The organism is Algoriphagus locisalis (genome assembly GCF_900116615.1).
In the GTDB taxonomy this organism is placed as follows: Bacteria; Bacteroidota; Bacteroidia; order Cytophagales; family Cyclobacteriaceae; genus Algoriphagus; species Algoriphagus locisalis.
This window is the reverse complement of the sequence record NZ_FPBF01000002.1, coordinates 191354-208068: the sequence shown is the minus strand read 5'-3', so window position 1 is coordinate 208068 and position 16715 is coordinate 191354. Positions and strand designations below refer to the sequence as shown.

The following is a 16715-nucleotide window of genomic DNA, read 5'->3' as shown; positions in this document are numbered from 1 at the left end:
TCTCTTGCGCTTTTTTGCTTTGAAGTCCAATTTTACTTTGATAAAAAAAATGCAAAAGCCTGTCTTTTTGGATGAGAAAATTTGCCTTAGTTTATCCAACGCTTATATCCTTAATTAATAGTGAGGATTGGTATCTACTCCAGGCAAGAATTGTAAATTCATCTTAAAAGAAACTAATTGGAAATGTTGTTTTTGAAAAGCTGATTATATTTAGCTGTAAACCAACTTTTATGAGAAAACAACTACAATTAACTCTTGTCTTGGGGATTGCTTTTTCTGCCTTACTTTTTCACAATCCTACACATGCCCAAGGCATACGTGGAAAAGTCAAAACAGCAGATGGAGAACCGCTCGCTTATGCCTCGGTGTATGTAAGAAATCTAGGTGATGGCGTCCCGACTAACGAAGAAGGCAACTATGAATACAAGCTTCCCAAAGGAGTCTATGATGTCTTAATCCAGTATTTAGGCTACAAATCCCAGCTGGAAACCATCATTGTGACGGATGAATGGATCACAAAGGACTTTGTGCTTGAGCCACAGGAATACACGCTGGAAGAGGTAGAAGTGCGGGCTGGAGCGGAAGATCCCGCATTGACTATCATGCGTAAGGCTATTGCCAAAGCTAAATACCATAGGCTTCAGCTTCAGAAATACAGCATGACCGTTTATTTGAAGGGTACGGGGAAATTGACCGACGCTCCTTTTTTTCTCAGAAAAACCATAGAAAAGGAAGGATTCAAACTGGATGAAGCATACACCTCGGAGTCTGTGTCCAGGATCACTTTTACCCAGCCGAATAAAGTAGAGGAAAAAGTGATATCCATCCGAACGAATGGAGACAATCAGTCCACCTCCCCAGCGCCATACATACAGACTACCTTCTATCAGGAGAAAATCAACGGTATCATCTCACCGCTTTCCCGCTCGGCATTTGTGTATTATAAATTTAAATACGAAGGGAGCTTCTTCGATCAGAATGTATTGGTGAGTAAGATCAAAGTAACTCCGAGGTCTAGGGGAGAGCAGGTCTTCGAAGGGTTCATTTACATTATTGAGGATTTGTGGGCGATTCACAGTTTAAACCTTCAGACGTCATTGCTTGGCTTTCAGATTACTGCAAAACAACAGTATGCTCCGGTGGCTGAGAATGTCTGGATGCCTCTGACACATACCTATGATTTCGGAGGTAAGATTTTCGGGTTTGAGGGCAATTTCAAATATCTGGCTTCTACCCGTGAATACGAGATAGAGCTTAATCCTGACCTGGAAGTAGTGCCGGAGATCATAGACGAAAAAGTACAGGAAGTGCCTGATGAGGCCGTTGGTTTTAATAAGTCTGTTTCCGCGCTGGAGCAATTAGCGAAGGAAGAACCAAAGACCAGAAAGGAATACCGCAAGCTCATGAATGAATATGAGAAGGAATCCCTGAAAGAGCGTGATGAACCGGATGTGATCGAAGAAAGCTACTATGAGGTGGACTCCATGGCTAAAAAATATGATCAAGCTTACTGGGATAGTATTCGCCCGGTTCCCCTGACCGAAAGTGAGATCCAGGGATATCAGCGGGATGATAGTCTGGCGACAGTGGAGGTGGCCAAAATGAGTGATGTAGATTCTGTGGCGAAAAAGGCCCGTAGTAAATACAGGCCATTGGATTTTATGAATGGGGCATCCTATAGTTTAGGAAAAGGTGCTTCCATTGGATTTAAGCAAAATTGGACTAAAACTTCCTTCAATACAGTGGAAGGATTCAAGCTGGGATTAGGGCTGTTCTACCGCAAAGAGAAAAACACCAAAGCTGCAGACAGTGTGAGTATCCTGCGAAAAAGCTTCAATATAGAACCTGAGCTCCGCTATGGGTTTTCGAGCAATCGCTTTTATGGGAAAGTAGATTTCCGCTGGTCCAGCACACTCAATCTTTCCGGGACTACTTTCGGTCTGAAAGGCGGGCGATATATTTATCAGTTCAATGGAGGAGAGCCAATCAATGAGCAGGTGAATGCAGTTTACTCGTTGCTCTTTAGGCAAAATTACATGAAACTATACGAACAAACTTTTGGGCAGGCATACTGGGCTCATCGGGTTAATAGCGGCATTACTTATCGCGTGAATATGACCTACGCCCAGCGAACAGAATTATTCAATACGAACAATTACAGCTTTTACAATAAGCCAGAGCGCGTTTATTCCCCAAATCGACCGGAGAATGTAGAGACAGGTGCAGGTTCTTTTGCTGATCATGATATTTTGAAATTGAATGCAGAGCTGGAGTGGCGACCGGGAATTAAGTACGGGATCAGAAACGGACGGAAGTATGCCATCGCAGACCGCTCACCCTTGGTAAAAGTAGCTTACACCAAGGCATTTGGCGGAATTGGTTCGACTGGTACCGCGTCTGATTTTGATCATTTAGAACTGGGAATTCAGCATGACTACACGTTTGGGGTAAGCGGAAAACTGGATTTCAACCTTACCGCCGGAGCATTTCTGTCCAATGAGCAGGTTTACTTCCCGGATTTCCAGCATTTCGGAGGTAATCGTACGATCTTCTCCAACTTTGGCCCGGCGTCTAATTATCGTTTTATGGATTATTATAAATACAGCACGAATTCCAAGTACTTTTCAGGTATTGTGCATTACCAGTTCCGAAAGTTTATTTTCACTCAATTGCCCATGCTTAGATTTTCGGGATTGCGGGAAAATATTTTCTTCAACTACCTTAAAACAGACAATTCCCCGAATTACTGGGAAGTGGGCTACTCCTTGGATAATCTATTTAGGATTTTCCGTGTAGAATTGGGGGCAGGCTTTGAAGATGCAAAATTCCTGCGCGGTGGAGTGAGATTTGGAGTGGCGACGTTTATCAATATAAACTAGAATAATGCTGTTAGAAACAGAAAAAGCCCGGATTTCCGGGCTTTTTCTGTTTCAGTTTTGAAAGATTAGACTTTCATAATGTCCACTTCTTTTTTCGCGAGCAATTCATCTATTTTGGTAGAGAACTGATCAGTTAGCTTTTGAACCACATCTTCTGCTCTTTTTATCTCATCTTCTGAGGCACCATCCTTTTGAAGCTTTTTCAGCTCGTCATTGATGTCTTTACGAACTGTTCTTAGGGATATTTTTCCACCCTCACACTCATGCTTTGCTTGCTTCACCAGAGAAATACGTCTCTCTTCTGTAAGCGCTGGGATGGTAAGAATAATCACTTCCCCGTTGTTTTGCGGCGCTAGTCCCAGGTCAGAATTGATGATCGCTTTCTCTATCTCTGAGATCATCGAGCGCTCAAATGGCTTGATGGAAAGGGTGCGGGCATCAGGCGTATTGACTGAGGATACTTGGTTCAATGGAGTGTTTGCTCCATAATATTGAACCATGATACCATCCAAAAGATTAGGCATGGCTTTACCAGCCCTGATTTTCAAAAGTTCGGCAGCAGTATGATCCACTGCTTTTTGCATCAATTCTTTTGCTTCGTCTAGGTATAATTCGATTTCTTCCATGGTTAACTACTTATAAAGTGGTGATTAAAGTACCAATTTCTTCGCCTTGAACCAATTTGCTGAGATTTCCTGCCAGATTCATATCAAAAACAATGATGGGTAGATTGTTTTCCTGACAAAGGGTAAAGGCCGTCATATCCATGACGTTTAGATTCTTTTCATACACCTCGTGAAATGAAATGGTTTTATATTTTGTGGCTGATGCATCTTTTTCCGGGTCAGCGGTATAGACTCCATCCACTCGGGTACCTTTCAATACAATATCTGCTTCTACTTCGATCGCTCTTAAACTAGCCGTAGAATCAGTAGTAAAGTAAGGGTTGCCAATTCCGGCTCCGAAAATCACAATACGACCTTTTTCTAAGTGACGGATTGCTCTTCTGCGAATAAATGGTTCGCAGACGCTTTCGATTTTGATACCTGACATCAAGCGCGTGTACATTCCGCCTTGTTCAAGTGCACTTTGAAGCGCCATTGCGTTAATCAATGTAGCCAGCATGCCCATGTAGTCACCCTGCACTCTGTCTATTCCGGATTTTTCGGCTTGCACGCCTCTGAAAATATTGCCTCCTCCGATTACTATAGCCACCTCTACACCCATGTCATGTACTTTTTTGATCTCCTGAGTGTATTGCTGAAGTCTAACTGGATCAATGCCGTAACTCTTATCACCCATTAGCGCTTCTCCACTGAGTTTGAGCAGTATTCTCTTGTATTTCATCTGTTTATAATTTGTCTTTTAATGGCCATATGTCCGCCCGGCTTACGTCAGTCGGACGGGGAATCTCGCATGGTGATCCCGATAGCTATCGGGAAATTTCAGTATTTGACTTTTTAGTCATGCCTCAGGCAGGCTCGATTTCATCGGTAATTAATTGTTTTTTTTCAGAGGTTTGTTTTCGCTATTGTTGCGATTATTTGAGGCGTTTTTATTTTCAGGTTAGGGCTAAAAGCTTTAGCAAAATGACTGAAAAAGAATCGGGCGTAGCTCGATTTGCACAAAATAATCCGACAAATATAATTTCTTCATTTCATTATGCTAGGCATAAAAGCTAAAATTGAATCAGGACTTGGTTTTTTTCTACGCTTTGGTTGAGCGATACTTTCACTGCTTTCACGATTCCGTCTCCGGGTGATTTTAGGATATTTTCCATTTTCATGGCCTCGAGAATAAGAACAACTTCTCCTTTTTTGACCTCATCTCCAGGCTTTACTTTCAAGTCAAGAATAAGACCTGGCATAGGAGCTTTGATTTCCTTCAAGGCCTGTGAAGCTGTAGAGTTCATTCCCAATTGCTCTAAAAGTAGGTCAAACCTGTCCTTGAGCTGTAGGTTAGAGATTTTACCACCAAGCTTGATTTGGATGGTTTTTGCTGTTTTATCTAGGGAAATCAATTCAGCTTCAATCGACTTATTCTCAGAAATCAGGTGGATTTTTCGATTTGAAATCCACTGAAGATCCCAGTGTATTGGTTTGCCGTTGACTTGCGTAGTCTCATCGGTTTTTTCGACCGAATAGGTTTTGTTTTGGATTGTAACTGTAAACATTCATGTTAATTTGAACCCGAATATACAATTTCCCATAAAACCGATTCTTTTTCAGAAGTTTTAAATATGAATCCACTCAATGAATTACAGCAAAAAGCTTCATGGTATTTATCCAGCTTTTGTGTGACTTTTTCTATCTTTTTTTTGATTTCATGTAAGTCCGCAGATGTGTCAGTCACTGGAGGTGGTGAAGCTACAGAAAGCGACGCCCATGTTTCCAGCTCCGATAGTCTCAGGTTAAAAACACTCATTGCCAAGAAGGAGCAGGCGATTGCCTCTTACAAACAATCGGTAAGAAGGGACTTTGATATTTTGCATACTGACTTAGACTTGGCTTTTGACTATCAAGCGCAAACCGTTATAGGGAAAGCTGAACTAACGGTCAAACCTTTTTTTCTCTCCAGAAATGAGTTGGTTTTAGATGCCCAGGATTTTGAGTTTGATGAACTTTTTTTTATTCAAGGCGAGCAGCGGGAAAGAGTGCCTTTTGAGTACGATGAAAAGAAAATTTATATTCACCTACCTAGGGAATTGACAAGGGCCGACACCTTTCAGATAGCATTTGACTACACCGCTTTTCCAGAGCGAAATGCCGGAGGAGGAAGCAAAGCAATCACGGATACAAAAGGTCTGTATTTTATAGATCCGCTGGACACCGTACCGGATAAACCAACCATGATATGGACGCAAGGGGAGACTGCGCATAACTCCAAGTGGTTTCCGACTATAGATAGTCCAAATGAGAAATTCACTCAATTGATAAAATTGACCGTGGCGGACAGCTTGGTATCAATTGGCAATGGAGAATTGATCAAGCAGGAAGATCTGGGGAATGGGTTTAGAAAGGATTATTGGGAAATGAAGCTTCTTCATTCGGCATATTTAACCGCATTTGCGATTGGCGATTTTTCAAAAGTGGAGGCAAAATGGGAAGATGTTCCTTTAGGATACTTTGTAGAGAAAGGGTATGAAAAAGGGGCTGAAAAGGTCTTTCAGAATACGCCGGAAATGATTGGTTTTTTCTCTGAGCTACTTGGTGTGCGATACCCGTGGCCTAAGTATGATCAAATAGTCGTTCGTGATTTTGTGTCAGGCGCTATGGAAAATACAACGGCGTCCATTTTCATGGAGGAACTGCGTCTTACAGCACGTGAAGCCATTGATTCTGAGATGGATTACATTATTGCACATGAGCTTTTTCATCAGTGGTTTGGAGATTATGTGACTACCGAGTCTTGGGCAAACCTCACCTTGAATGAAGGCTTCGCAAATTATAGCGAGTTCCTCTGGAACGAATACAAGTATGGGCCGGATGAAGCCAAACTTAAATTGATTGCTGAGACCGAAAATTATTTTGCGGAAGCAGAAACAAAACAAGTCGATCTGATTCGATTTGAGTATGTAGATGCTGAGGATATGTTTGATTCCCATAGTTATTCGAAGGGAGGAGCGATTTTACATATGCTTCGCGAGTATTTGGGAGCTGAAGTTTTTTACGAAAGTCTAACGTATTATCTGGAGCAGCACGCATTTGAAAATGTTGAGGTAAATGATCTCCGATTGGCTTTTGAAAAGATTTCTGGGGAGGATTTGAATTGGTTTTTCAATCAATGGTTTCTAGACAAAGGGCATCCTGAGCTTCAGTTTGAGGTAGATTATTCAGACCCAAGCAACGTGCTGATTTCTGTCAGACAAACTCAGAATTTGCTTGAAACGCCTCTTTATCAACTGCCGCTGGAAATAAGTTGGTACGAGGAGCGTGATAGAAAAAGTCGGCAATTTATGATCACAAAGGAGTATCAGGAAATTATTTTGGAGAATGAAAACCCGGTAGCCTTAGTCTTCATCGATGAAGAGAAAAACCTGTTGGCTGTTAAGTCCATGGAATTAAACGCCAATCAGATGCGATCTCAATTCAGGTCGTCTGAGTTTGGAATAGCTCGATATGAAGCACTGGATAGTTTGGCAGCATGGGAAGCAGTGACAGAGTTGGAGTCCATTATTCCAGCCGCATTAGAGGATGAATTCTGGGCTGTAAGAGAATCCGCTCTTTCCATACTTCAGGGATATCCTGATTGGCTGAAGGATACCCCTGAACTAGCTAGGAAGGTACTACAGCTTGCGAAAAGTGATGAGAGAAATTCTGTGAGAGCGGGGGCAATTGATGCGCTTTCCGCTTTTTCACCTGATGAATACTATTCCGCTTTTATTGAATTGGCTAAAGACTCTTCTTATTTGGTAGCTGGATCTGCTTTGATGGGCTTAGTTAGTGCCAGCTCAGAGCTGATAGACCCATCTGTGGTAGAAAGCTATGCAAGTGAGCGGAATTTTAGAATGTTGATCCCCATAGCTGAATATTATATAAACAATGAGGTGGCCGGCAAAGGAAATTGGTTTCTAGATCAGGCTAATACTATTTCGGGTGAAGGACTTTATTATTACTTGGGGTATTTTAGCGAGTACTTTAGTCGGTCTCCGGAAGAAGGAGAGGGGAAGGCCGTTGATTTTTTGTTGGATAAAATGGGAAATGACACCAGAACTTACATTCGTTTGGGAGCATTTCAGGGATTGCTTGCATTTTCAGACGATGCTGCCATTTTGGAAAGAATCAGCAAGGTAGCAGCTCAAGAAAGCGATAGTGAGCTAGTCACGTACTATAATTATTTTCTTGAAACCTTAAAAGACGAAAATTAATGCATTGATTTATAATTGTTTGGGAAAAACATGGGCAAAATCTCAAGAAATTTGAAATGCATGTTTTGTATCTTTAATAAAAGCCTCTAATTTTGCCATCCGTTACGATAGAAAAGCCGGTGAAGTGGTTTGAAAAGTAGCGCTAGTTGGGGGAATACCAAAGCGGCCAACTGGGACGGACTGTAAATCCGTTGACTTAAGTCTTCATAGGTTCGAATCCTATTTCCCCCACACCATTGTCTAAATGCAAAATTTTTTTCTAATTTTGCAGGGCTAAAAAATCTGGATAAGACCGGATTGATAGGGAAGTAGCTCTCCAAGGTATAATCGTAAGACATCATACTTAGAGGTAGAGCGGCAGAGATGATTTCATCTCGAAAGATTACAAGCGGGAGTAGCTCAGTTGGTAGAGCGGCAGCCTTCCAAGCTGCAGGTCGCGGGTTCGAGCCTCGTCTCCCGCTCTTTGCTTTCTTCGGAAAGCATAAGAGTCTAAGCCGACGTAGCTCAGGGGTAGAGTACTTCCTTGGTAAGGAAGGGGTCAGGGGTTCAAATCCCCTCGTTGGCTCATTTCGGCTTATATTGAAAAAAAAATAAATTTATCTTTAAACTTAAACTGAGGATTTTCACGCATGGCAAAAGCACAATTCGACCGTTCCAAGCCGCACGTTAATATCGGTACGATTGGTCACGTAGATCATGGAAAGACCACTTTGACTGCTGCCATCACTACCGTTCTGGCTAGTAAGGGTCTATCTGAATTAAGAGACTTTTCTTCTATCGATAATGCACCGGAAGAAAAAGAAAGAGGTATCACCATTAACACCTCTCACGTAGAATATCAAACTGAAAACAGACACTACGCTCACGTAGATTGTCCAGGTCACGCTGACTACGTTAAGAACATGGTAACGGGTGCTGCCCAGATGGACGGCGCTATCCTAGTAGTAGCAGCTACTGACGGACCAATGCCTCAAACTAGAGAGCATATCCTTTTGGCTCGCCAGGTAGGTGTACCTCAACTAGTAGTATTTATGAACAAAGTGGATATGGTTGACGATCCTGAGCTTCTTGAGCTTGTGGAAATGGAAATCAGAGAACTACTTTCTTTCTATGAATTCGACGGTGACAACATCCCAGTAATCGCTGGTTCTGCACTTGGTGCATTGAACGGTGAAGAAAAGTGGGTTGAAACTGTAATGGAATTGATGAATGCTGTCGATTCTTATATCCCTCTTCCTGAAAGAGCTATTGATAAAGACTTCTTGATGCCTGTAGAAGATGTATTCTCGATCACTGGTCGTGGTACTGTAGCTACTGGTAGAATCGAAAGAGGTGTTATCAACTCTGGTGAAGCAGTTGACATCATCGGTATGGGTGCTGAAGGACTTAAGTCCACAGTAACTGGTGTTGAGATGTTCCGTAAGATCCTTGACAGAGGTGAAGCAGGTGATAACGTAGGTCTATTGCTAAGAGGTATTGAAAAATCACAAATCAAACGTGGTATGATTATCTGTAAGCCAGGATCTGTGAAGCCTCACTCTCACTTCAACGCTGAAGTTTACGTTCTTTCTAAAGAAGAAGGTGGACGTCACACGCCATTCTTTAACAAATACCGTCCACAGTTCTACCTTAGAACTACAGATGTTACTGGTGAGATCAAACTTCCAGAAAACGTTGAAATGGTAATGCCAGGTGATAACGTGACTATCGAAGTGACTTTGCTTAATGCAGTTGCTCTTGAGAAAGGTCTTCGTTTTGCAATCCGTGAGGGTGGTAGAACAGTAGGAGCTGGTCAGGTTACTGAAATCCTAGACTAATCATCAATCACAGATTGACTATTTATACAATGCGATCTCAAATTATTTTGGGATCGCATTTGTTTCTTAAGCAATCAATACCTAATTTTGCGTTCCCTTTAGCGGGCGTTCATTTACACGGGCATAGTTCAACGGCAGAATAGCGGTCTCCAAAACCGTTGATGGGAGTTCGAATCTCTCTGCCCGTGCCAGTAAGTTAAGTACACTATGAATCTGAAAAACTTTGTTCTAGAATCTTATGATGAAATGGTAAATAAGGTCACATGGCCAAAATTTTCATTTCTTCAAAATAGTGCAGTATTGGTGTTAGTAGCATCTTTGATCTTTGCCCTTTTCATAGGTGTAGTGGATCTTGGATTTGAAAACATCATGACATGGTTTTATGATTTATTCTAATTGAATTGACATTACAGAATGGCTGAACATAAATGGTACGTACTCAGAGTAGTAGCGGGACAGGAGAAAAAAACTAAAACCTATCTGGATAATGAAATTACCAGACAGGATATTGGAGATTTTATTCCTGAAGTCCTTATACCTTCTGAGAAAGTATATGAGATGCGTAACGGCAAAAAGCGTGTTAGAGAGAGAAACTTCTTTCCTGGTTACGTTTTAGTTAATGCGGATCTCTCAAATGGTGAGGCCAATCACGTAATTACAAGCATTCCGGGAGTAATCGGTTTCTTAGGATCTAACTCAGGTGGGGCTTCCAAAACCCCTGAGCCACTACGTCAGTCAGAAATCAACCGTATTTTAGGTAAGGTTGAAGAGATTGACGAGTTCGCAGAGAAACTGGATACACCATTTATAGTCGGAGAGACTGTCAAAGTAATGGACGGTCCTTTCAGTGGATTTACCGGAACAATAGAGGAGATATTTGAAGAGAAGAAGAAACTTAATGTTATGGTTAAGATCTTCGGAAGAAATACTCCTGTCGAATTAAACTTTATACAAGTAGAAAAACAAGACTAAGCAATGGCTAAGGAAATCACTGGTTATTTAAAACTACAAGTGAAAGGTGGCCAGGCAAACCCGTCGCCTCCAGTAGGTCCGGCTCTTGGTTCCAAGGGTCTGAACATCATGGAGTTTTGTAAGCAGTACAATGCACGTACCCAAGATAAAATGGGTCAAGTGCTTCCTGTATTGATTACAATCTACTCAGACAAGTCTTTTGACTTCGTAGTAAAAACTCCTCCTGCAGCAAACATGTTGCTAGAGGCTGCGAAAATTAAAAGCGGATCTGCTGAGCCAAACCGTAAGAAGGTAGGATCAGTAACCTGGGATCAGGTTAAGGAGATAGCAGAGGTAAAAATGCCTGACCTTAATGCTTTCAAAGTTGAGTCTGCTATGAAAATGGTAGCTGGTACAGCAAGAAGCATGGGAATCACAGTATCTGGAAAAGCCCCTTGGGAAGTATAAATAAAAAACAATGGCTAAGTTAACAAAAAAGCAAAAAGAAGCTCTTTCTAAGTACGACCCAAGCCAAGTGTACTCCCTGGAGGCAGCTTCTACTATCGTGAAGGATATTACTATGACGAAGTTTGATGCTTCCGTAGATCTTGACATCCGTTTGGGTGTGGATCCACGTAAAGCAGATCAAATGGTAAGAGGCGTTGTTGCGCTTCCTCATGGTACTGGCAAAGACATCAAAGTATTGGTTCTTTGTACTCCTGACAAAGTAGCAGAAGCAACCGAAGCAGGTGCAGATTACGCAGGCTTGGATGACTATATAGCTAAAATCGAAGGCGGATGGACTGACATTGATGTCATCATCACTATGCCTAACGTAATGGCGAAAGTAGGTAGATTGGGTAGAGTATTGGGACCAAGAGGTCTTATGCCAAATCCTAAATCAGGAACTGTTACTCTGGATGTAGCTAAGGCAGTAAGAGAAGTAAAAGCGGGTAAAATCGATTTCAAAGTTGATAAATTTGGAATTATACACGCGGGTATCGGTAAGGCATCCTTCACTGCAGCGCAGATCGAAGAAAATGTAAAAGAACTTATCCTTACTATTTCCAAGCTAAAGCCTTCCTCTTCCAAAGGAACATATTTCAAGAGTATTCATTTATCCAGTACAATGTCTCCTGGAATTGCAGTGGACAAGGGTAGCATTCAAGGAATTTAATCATGACTAGAGACGAAAAGAAAGTAATAATCGACGGTCTTACTGAGAAATTTAAAGAAAACCCTTTCTTCTATATCACTGATGCTTCAGGTTTCTCTGTAGCGCAGGTAAATGCATTCAGAAGAGCTTGTTTTGACAAAGGTGTAGATTACAAAGTCTATAAAAATACCTTGATCAGCAAGGCACTGGAAAATTTAGATGGCGACTATTCTGAGTTGTCAGATAAAGCATTGAAAGGATTCTCTGGAATTATCTTCTCAAACGAGACGAGTAACCTTCCGGCAAATGTATTGCTGGACTTCAGAAAAAAATTAGGTAAAAAAGCAACTAAGCCAGCATTCAAAGGCGCTTCTATCGATGCGGATATTTTCATCGGTGAGGAAAATCTAGAAATGCTTTCAAAGTTGAAATCAAAGCAGGAATTGTTAGGCGACCTTATCGGTTTGCTACAGTCTCCAGCAATGAATCTTATCTCAGCATTGCAAAGTGGCCAGAACAATATTTCTGGTGTGCTTAAGACGCTTGCTGATAGAGAAGAAAAATAAGTTAAAAAAAATCATTCAAACAAATATTAAATTTCAAATACAATGGCAGATCTTACACAACTTGCAGATCAGTTGGTAAACTTGACTGTAAAAGAGGTTAAAGAATTGACAGATATCCTTAAGGATCAGTATGGCATCGAGCCAGCTGCTGCAGGTGCAGTAGTTGTTGCAGGTGGTGCTGGTGCTGGAGAAGCTGCAGCCGAAGAAGAGAAGTCAACTTTTGACGTAATCTTGAAAGCTGCTGGTGGATCAAAACTGGCAGTTGTAAAGCTTGTAAAAGAATTGACTGGTCTTGGTCTTAAAGAGGCAAAAGAATTAGTTGACGGAGCTCCTAAAGCGTTGAAAGAAGGCGTAGCTAAAGACGAAGCTGAAGGCTTGAAGAAGTCTTTGGAAGAAGCTGGTGCTGAAGTAGAGATCAAATAATTTGCTGAACCGCAACTATTAGGTTGGGGTTCAAGCCTAAGACCTGACTATTTTAGTCAGGTCTTTTCCTGTTTATGCACAGGTTTAAAATAGCATTATTCTAATCGGAAATAAGATTATTCCGATATCAACATTTCACCATAAACATACACTACCTTGGCTATCAAGAATCAAACCGAAAGGAAAAGTTTCTCCTCCATTAAGGTGGTCAAAAGCTATCCGGATTTTCTAGATATTCAGTTGCAGTCTTTCAAAGACTTTTTTCAACTGGATACACCAGCAGAAAAACGCCGGGCAGACGGTTTATTTAAAGTATTCGCAGAAAACTTCCCAATCAGTGATTCCAGAGAGAATTTCACTCTAGAATTTATTGATTATGCAGTAGATCCACCGAAGTATTCTGTGGGCGAATGCATTGACCGTGGCTTGACCTACTCTGTACCGTTGAAAGCAAAGTTGAGATTACTTTGTCACGACGAGGATAATGAAGATTTCGAAACGATTGAGCAAGAAGTATTCTTAGGTAATCTTCCATACATGACCGAGAAGGGGTCATTTGTAATTAATGGTGCTGAAAGAGTTATTGTTTCACAACTTCACCGTTCTCCAGGTGTATTCTTTGCGCAAAGCAAGCATACAAATGGTACGAAACTTTACTCTGCCAGAATTATCCCTTTCAAAGGTTCTTGGATTGAATTTGCTACTGATATTAATAATGTCATGTATGCATATATCGACCGTAAGAAGAAGTTCCCAGTAACCACTTTGCTAAGATCTATTGGGTATGGCTCTGACAAAGATATTCTCGACTTGTTCGGTCTATCTGAGGAAGTCAATGCTACTAAGACAGCAATGAAGAAAGTAGCTGGTCGTAAGCTAGCTGCAAGGGTTCTAAGAACTTGGGTAGAAGATTTCGTAGATGAAGATACTGGTGAAGTAGTTTCTATCGATCGAAATGAAGTATTGCTAGAACGTGATACTGTACTTACAGACGAAGACATTGAAATGATTTTGGATTCAGGATCGAAGAGCATCATTCTCCATAGAGAAGATGTGAACGTTGCTGATTACTCTATCATCTATAATACATTACAAAAGGATAGCTCTAACTCTGAAAAAGAGGCAGTAGAGGTTATCTACCGTCAGTTGAGAAATACTGAAGCTCCTGATGAGTCAACAGCTCGTGAGGTAATTCATAGCTTATTCTTCTCTGACAAGCGTTATGATCTAGGAGAAGTTGGTCGTTATAGAATCAACAAAAAACTAGGTCTTGACATCGATTCTGAGAAAATCGTCCTTACCAAGGAAGATATTATCAACATCGTAAAATACCTGATTGGACTAATCAACTCTAAAGCTGTAGTCGATGATATTGATCACTTGAGCAATAGAAGAGTTAGAACTGTAGGCGAGCAGCTTTACAGCCAGTTCGGTGTAGGTTTGGCTAGAATGGCTAGAACCATCCGTGAAAGAATGAACGTTCGTGACAATGAAGACTTTAAACCAGTCGATTTGATCAATGCTCGTACGCTTTCATCGGTGATTAATTCATTCTTTGGTACAAACCAACTTTCTCAGTTTATGGATCAAACCAATCCATTGGCGGAGTTGACTCACAAGAGAAGACTTTCAGCTTTGGGTCCAGGGGGTCTATCTAGAGAAAGAGCAGGATTTGAGGTTCGGGATGTTCACTACACGCACTACGGTCGTCTGTGTACTATCGAAACTCCAGAAGGTCCAAACATTGGTTTGATTTCTTCTCTTTGTGTTCACGCAAAGGTGAATTCAATGGGCTTCCTTGAAACCCCTTACCGTAAGGTGAAGGATGGTAAAGCGAGCTTGAAAGCTGAGGATGTGTTATTCCTAACTGCCGAAGAAGAAGATGATCATAACATTGCTCAGGCAAACGCTCCATTGGACGAGAATGGCAAGTTTATCAATGAAAAAGTAAAAGCAAGATTTGAAGGTGACTTCCCAGTGTTGGAACCATCTGAAATCACCTATATGGACGTTGCCCCTAATCAGATTGTATCTGTTGCTGCATCATTGATTCCTTTCTTGGAGCATGATGATGCGAACAGAGCATTGATGGGATCAAACATGCAACGTCAGGCAGTTCCTTTGTTGAAAGCAGAAGCACCTATTGTAGGTACAGGTCTTGAAGCAAAAGCAGCTGTTGACTCTAGATCTCTCATCATTGCGGAAGCAAGTGGTGTAGTGGATTATGTGGACGCTAAGAAAATTGTCATCAAGTACGATTTGACTGATGATGAGCTTTTGGTGAATTTCACAGATGAGTACAAATCTTATGATTTGATCAAATTCAGAAGAACTAACCAGGATACTACGATCAACCTTACTCCTTTGGTGCTGAAAGGCCAGAAGGTGAAAAAAGGTCAGGTTCTAGTAGAAGGATATTCTACTAATAACGGTGAGCTAGCTCTAGGTAAAAACTTGAAAGTGGCATACATGCCATGGCAAGGATATAACTTTGAGGATGCGATCGTAATCTCTGAGCGAGTAGTTAGAGAGGATATCTTTACTTCCATCCACGTAGAAGAATTCCAGCTTGAAGTTCGTGATACGAAGAGAGGTGAAGAAGAATTGACTTCTGAAATACCTAACGTCTCTGAAGAAGCAGTGAAAAATCTTGATGAGCATGGTATCATCGCGATAGGAGCTGAAGTAAAAGAAGGTGATATCATCATCGGTAAGATCACTCCAAAAGGCGAAACTGATCCTACTCCAGAAGAGAAATTGCTTAGAGCAATCTTCGGTGATAAAGCAGGTGACGTGAAAGATGCTTCCTTGAAAGCTTCACCTTCCTTGAATGGTGTGGTAATCGAGACCAAGCTTTTCGCTAGACCTAAGAAAGACAAGGACGTCAGAGCAAAAGCTAAAGCTGAGGTTGAAAAACTGAAAGCTAGATACTCTAAAGATCTTTTGGCTATCAGAGCCAGAATGATCAATAAGATGGTGACTATCCTTGATGGTAAAACTTCTCAAGGTGTTAGGCATAAGTTTGGAGATGAGATCATCACCAAAGGACAGAAGTTCAACCAGAAGAACATTGAAAACAATCTTTTCCCTGCTAAGAACCCTTACAGAGATGAGAGTAATTACAATGTTCCGGAAGAGGCTAACCTAATTTCTGATATCGTTCTTGACGATTGGACTAATGATCCTCATACCAATGAGTTGATTTCTCACTTGGTGAAAAACTTCATCAACTCTAGAAATGAGATTGCGGGTACATTCAAGAGAGAAAGATTCACTCTAGAAGTAGGTGATGAACTTCCTGCTGGTATTGTTCAACTTGCCAAAGTTTACATCGCTAAAAAGCGTAAGCTTAAAGTAGGTGATAAGATGGCAGGTCGTCACGGTAACAAAGGTATCGTAGCAAGAATCGTAAGAGACGAGGATATGCCGTTCCTTGAGGATGGAACCCCAATGGATATCGTATTGAATCCGCTAGGTGTACCTTCTCGTATGAACATCGGGCAGATCTTCGAAACTGTATTGGCATGGGCCGGTCAGAAACTGGATAAGAAATATGCTACACCAATCTTTGATGGTGCTTCCATGGAAGAAGTATCTCATGAATTGGAATTGGCAGGCTTACCGGCTTACGGACGTACCTACCTATACGATGGTCTTTCTGGTGTGAAATTCGATCAGCCGATCACAGTAGGTATTGCATACATGCTGAAATTGGGTCACTTGGTAGATGATAAGATGCACGCACGTTCAATCGGTCCATACTCATTGATCACGCAGCAGCCATTGGGTGGTAAAGCTCAGTTTGGTGGTCAGCGTTTCGGAGAGATGGAAGTTTGGGCACTGGAAGCATTTGGTGCATCACACGTACTGCAGGAGATCCTGACAGTGAAGTCTGATGACGTAATTGGTAGAGCAAAAGCTTACGAAGCGATTGTGAAAGGTGAAAACCTTCCTAAGCCTAATATTCCTGAATCATTCAACGTATTGGTTCATGAGTTAAGAGGTTTGGCTCTTGAAATTACCCTAGATTAATAAAGCGAATGGGCTCGCAAGAGC

Annotated in this window: 13 protein-coding genes and 4 tRNA genes; 14 read left to right on the top strand and 3 right to left on the bottom strand. The window is 41.5% G+C overall.

Annotated elements, in window-relative coordinates; genetic code table 11:
* Positions 1–230: 230 nt before the first annotated feature.
* The gene (locus BM386_RS05810) at positions 231–2879 is read left to right on the top strand and encodes a DUF5686 and carboxypeptidase regulatory-like domain-containing protein (protein WP_091692134.1); all 2649 of its coding nucleotides are present in this window, start codon (positions 231–233) and stop codon (positions 2877–2879) included.
* A 65-nt stretch (positions 2880–2944) separates the two neighbouring features.
* On the opposite strand, the gene frr is transcribed toward BM386_RS05810, so the two are convergent.
* From frr to BM386_RS05795, 3 genes are all read right to left on the bottom strand, one after another.
* The gene (gene frr / locus BM386_RS05805; protein ID WP_091692133.1) at positions 2945–3505 is read right to left on the bottom strand and encodes a ribosome recycling factor; all 561 of its coding nucleotides are present in this window, start codon (positions 3503–3505) and stop codon (positions 2945–2947) included.
* Between the two features lie 10 nt (positions 3506–3515).
* A complete protein-coding gene (gene pyrH / locus BM386_RS05800) occupies positions 3516–4226 on the bottom strand; it encodes a UMP kinase (RefSeq protein WP_091692132.1) in 711 nt (236 codons plus the stop codon).
* Positions 4227–4557: 331 nt separating this feature from the next.
* Positions 4558–5052, bottom strand: coding sequence for an acyl-CoA carboxylase biotin carboxyl carrier protein subunit (locus tag BM386_RS05795; protein WP_091692131.1), 495 nt, complete (start codon positions 5050–5052; stop codon positions 4558–4560).
* A 66-nt stretch (positions 5053–5118) separates the two neighbouring features.
* On the opposite strand from BM386_RS05795, the gene BM386_RS05790 reads away from it, so the two are divergent.
* The 13 genes from BM386_RS05790 (at position 5119) to rpoB (ending at position 16691) form a co-directional block, all read left to right on the top strand.
* Positions 5119–7746, top strand: coding sequence for a M1 family metallopeptidase (locus BM386_RS05790; RefSeq protein ID WP_091692130.1), 2628 nt, complete (start codon positions 5119–5121; stop codon positions 7744–7746).
* Between the two features lie 148 nt (positions 7747–7894).
* Positions 7895–7977 (top strand) — tRNA-Tyr (locus BM386_RS05785).
* A gap of 157 nt (positions 7978–8134) precedes the next feature.
* Positions 8135–8207 (top strand) — tRNA-Gly (locus tag BM386_RS05780).
* A 32-nt stretch (positions 8208–8239) separates the two neighbouring features.
* A tRNA-Thr gene (locus BM386_RS05775) sits at positions 8240–8311 on the top strand.
* Between the two features lie 64 nt (positions 8312–8375).
* A complete protein-coding gene (tuf, locus tag BM386_RS05770) occupies positions 8376–9563 on the top strand; it encodes an elongation factor Tu (RefSeq protein ID WP_091692129.1) in 1188 nt (395 codons plus the stop codon).
* A gap of 117 nt (positions 9564–9680) precedes the next feature.
* Positions 9681–9754, top strand: a tRNA-Trp gene (locus tag BM386_RS05765).
* A gap of 16 nt (positions 9755–9770) precedes the next feature.
* Positions 9771–9959, top strand: coding sequence for a preprotein translocase subunit SecE (gene secE / locus BM386_RS05760; protein ID WP_091692128.1), 189 nt, complete (start codon positions 9771–9773; stop codon positions 9957–9959).
* A gap of 18 nt (positions 9960–9977) precedes the next feature.
* Positions 9978–10535 carry a transcription termination/antitermination protein NusG gene (gene nusG, locus BM386_RS05755; RefSeq protein ID WP_057939469.1) on the top strand — a complete coding sequence of 186 codons (558 nt, stop codon included), beginning with the start codon at positions 9978–9980 and terminating at the stop codon, positions 10533–10535.
* A gap of 3 nt (positions 10536–10538) precedes the next feature.
* Entirely contained in the window at positions 10539–10982 is a 444-nt protein-coding gene (gene rplK / locus BM386_RS05750) for a 50S ribosomal protein L11 (protein WP_091692127.1), read from the top strand.
* A gap of 10 nt (positions 10983–10992) precedes the next feature.
* The gene (gene rplA / locus BM386_RS05745; protein WP_057939467.1) at positions 10993–11691 is read left to right on the top strand and encodes a 50S ribosomal protein L1; all 699 of its coding nucleotides are present in this window, start codon (positions 10993–10995) and stop codon (positions 11689–11691) included.
* 2 nt (positions 11692–11693) lie between these two features.
* Positions 11694–12236 carry a 50S ribosomal protein L10 gene (rplJ, locus tag BM386_RS05740; protein WP_091692126.1) on the top strand — a complete coding sequence of 181 codons (543 nt, stop codon included), beginning with the start codon at positions 11694–11696 and terminating at the stop codon, positions 12234–12236.
* Positions 12237–12278: 42 nt separating this feature from the next.
* Complete coding sequence (gene rplL, locus BM386_RS05735; RefSeq protein ID WP_057939465.1) at positions 12279–12659, top strand: 50S ribosomal protein L7/L12; 381 nt, start codon at positions 12279–12281, stop codon at positions 12657–12659.
* Positions 12660–12815: 156 nt separating this feature from the next.
* A complete protein-coding gene (gene rpoB, locus BM386_RS05730; protein WP_091692125.1) occupies positions 12816–16691 on the top strand; it encodes a DNA-directed RNA polymerase subunit beta in 3876 nt (1291 codons plus the stop codon).
* Positions 16692–16715: the final 24 nt, after the last annotated feature.